Origin of the sequence: Cellvibrio sp. ARAG 10.3 (assembly GCF_051846955.1) — a bacterium.
Classification (GTDB): Bacteria; Pseudomonadota; Gammaproteobacteria; order Pseudomonadales; family Cellvibrionaceae; genus Cellvibrio.
The window spans coordinates 1-2,709 of record NZ_JBPYCU010000049.1 but is presented as its reverse complement, the minus strand read 5'-3'; the positions used below and the strand labels follow the sequence as shown (position 1 = coordinate 2,709).

Sequence of the window (2,709 nt, the reverse complement as noted above, 5' to 3'; positions counted from 1 at the left end):
AGCGGAAAATAAAAAAAGGCGGCGGCTGCCGCCAAAGCACCCTTGATGGGACAAGGGTCGTCGGTCGGAATACGTTTCAGCGTCATGTTTGAGAACCCCATTGGAAAAAACGGCACGTAGGGAATTTATTGCAACCGAGAAACTCCTTACCGGCGTTCTTGCCGCTCTCGATTGTCTTTTTGCACAGGAAACCCTTCTGGCAGTCGGGACAACTGTCACCGGCTTTGTGCGTTTTCTTATTCGGTCTGGACGCCGTACCTGAGCCGGTACCGGCCTCGTATTTCGGCGCGCCGTCTTTGTCAAAATAGGTTTGTTTGCAGGTGGGGTAGCCGCTGCAGCCATACCACACTGTTGCAGGTTTCGCGGGGGTTGTTTTGGTTGCACGTTTGGCTGCCGAGACGCGCCGGACGAGTGGTTTGCCGCAGGCGCGGCAGGGAAACTCCGTGGTATCAACGGGTTTCTTCGCCGGTGTACCCGGTAATTTGAATTGCGGAAGGCCGTTGGCCTTAACCTCGGCGATATGATCCGTAAGGGACTGGATCAGTCGCTCAACAAATTCGAGCGCGGTTCCACGGCCATTCTCAATGTCGACTTGTTGCTCATGCCAGAGCGCGGTCATGTCGACGTTCGTCGCGTATGCAGGCAAGGTATCGTGGAAATTTCGGCCCAGTGTCGTGGAAACAATTTTTCCACGCTTCTTTTCGACAAAGTTCCGACCGATGAGTGTGGGCACAAAAGTTGCCCGCGTGGCGGCGGTACCGATCCCACCGTTCTCACCGGCCTTGCCCTTATCTCTTTCTCGAAGCAACCTGGCAATCTCAGGACTTGCATACTTGGCCACGTTGCGCAGGTCCAGCATGAGCGAGCGCATCGTGTAGTACTTTGGTGGTTTTGTCACACGCTCCAGGATATCGGCTTTCGTACACGATCCCTGATCGCCGACGCGCATGCGCTTTAATGCCTGGAGATTTACCGCACGCGAACTGGCAGTGTCCTCTCCATCATCCGTTGCGTCTTCGCCCGACACATCATTGCCAGCTTCCGAATTGAACAGCGCTGACCAACCCGGATGGGTAACAATGGTTCCACCCACGGAGAATGTATAACCGGCACAGTCAATCACCACCGTGGTGACATTCATTTTTTTCAACGGCCAGAATTGCGCAAGATACTGACGCACAATCATCAAATAGATATTGCGCTCATCGGCCGTCAGTTCCATCACATTCTTCAAATCTTCAGTGGGGATGATGCCGTGATGCACTTTCACATTTGCGGAGTTGAAGGCGCGCGATTTAATTTTTAGATCAACACCGGCCAATGCGGCACGAATGGAGTCGTCGACCAGGTGCGCGACGTTCGCGGTCACCGATGCAATGACGTTGGGCGCATCGTCGTGATTCACTTCATTGAGATACCGGCAATCGCTGCGGTTGTACGTGATCAAATTGTATTTATCGCGCAAGGCTTGCGTGATGGCCGTTGTTTTATCCGGATCAATACCGTATTTGCTGGAGACATCCGCCTGCAGCTGGAGCAGGTCGAAGGGCAATGGATGGGGTTCGGTTTCTTCCGTTGTTTCAGCGGAGATAATCTCGGCCGTGCGATGCGTACACTCACGCTGAACCCACGCCATCCAATCCCGGTCTATCAACCGTCCCTCAGCGTCCACAGGGGCGTCCTTAGGCACCTTTAACATCGAATCGATATTGTCAGTGCCAAATGAAAAGTGACCTCTCAAGAGGAAATAGGGGTGGGGCTTAAAGGTCTCAACCGCGCGGTCACGTCGGACAATCAACCCCAGGATCGCGGTCTGTACACGTCCAATGGATAGCGTACCCTTGTACCCCAATGCCTGTGCCATCAGCGTATACAACCGGGTCATGTTGTAGCCGTAGTATTGATCGCCGACACTGCGTGCTAACGCGCTTTGTGAAAGCCCCTGAAACTCGCGATTGTCTTTCAGGTTCGCGAAGGCCCGCGCAACCATCTTAGGATTATTGTTGGTGATGAGTACCCGTTTAACCGGGAGACGAACACGATAGTATTTCAGGAGCTCATCGATGAGCAGCTGGCCTTCCGCGTCGGTGTCGCCGGCATGCACGACCGACGTGGCTTCGTCCAGCAACTCTTTGATGATCTTCAACTGTTTAGTTTTTTGTGGAATGGCTTTGTGTTTCCAGGGCACATGGGCCACTGGCAGATCGTCCAGCACCCATGTCTTGAATCGTTCGTCATAATCTTCAGGATCGCACAGCGCCAACGCGTGACCATTGGTCCAGGTCACCTTGTCTGATCCGCATTGAAAGTATCCAGGGAATTTTTTTGTATTCCCCAGAGTTTTTGCGATGGCGGTCGCAACCAGTTCTTTTTCAGCAATGACTAAACGCATCAATGGATACTCAACATTTTCATGGTCAATTGTGACGGCATGTAGGCGATGGCCTGTTGCCGTCTGAATCGCACTTTCACGTACACCGATGTGCCAACCGAAACATCGCTGACGACGCCGGCACAGTGGTGCCGCGGTTCATCGGGATCAATCACGCACACTTCCTGGTTGATGAGATCGGAGATCGCGGCGGCGATCTCTTTCTCGCACCGCTGCAATACCTGCAGCGGCGTTTCCACGTCGGGTTTATCGATTGATTTCGTCATCGCGCTGGCCCTCGCGGTTGAAATCAGATGAATGTCAATGCCTCCTACCTA

2 protein-coding genes are annotated in these 2,709 nt (G+C 53.3%); both read right to left on the bottom strand.

The window, feature by feature from the left end; genetic code table 11:
- Positions 1–82 precede the first annotated feature (82 nt).
- On the bottom strand, positions 83–2,392 hold the full coding sequence (locus ACSV5M_RS21630; protein WP_439178926.1) for a DNA topoisomerase: 2,310 nt from the start codon (positions 2,390–2,392) through the stop codon (positions 83–85).
- Positions 2,392–2,658 carry a hypothetical protein gene (locus ACSV5M_RS21625; RefSeq protein WP_439178925.1) on the bottom strand — a complete coding sequence of 89 codons (267 nt, stop codon included), beginning with the start codon at positions 2,656–2,658 and terminating at the stop codon, positions 2,392–2,394. The genes ACSV5M_RS21630 and ACSV5M_RS21625 overlap by 1 nt, the downstream gene beginning before the upstream one ends.
- Positions 2,659–2,709: the final 51 nt, after the last annotated feature.

Excerpts from the sequence above, each read along its gene's own strand:
- ACSV5M_RS21625 (WP_439178925.1), bottom strand. The coding sequence starts at position 2,658 with ATGACGAAATCAATCGATAAACCCGACGTGGAAACGCCGCTGCAGGTA.
- ACSV5M_RS21630 (WP_439178926.1), bottom strand. The coding sequence starts at position 2,392 with ATGCGTTTAGTCATTGCTGAAAAAGAACTGGTTGCGACCGCCATCGCA.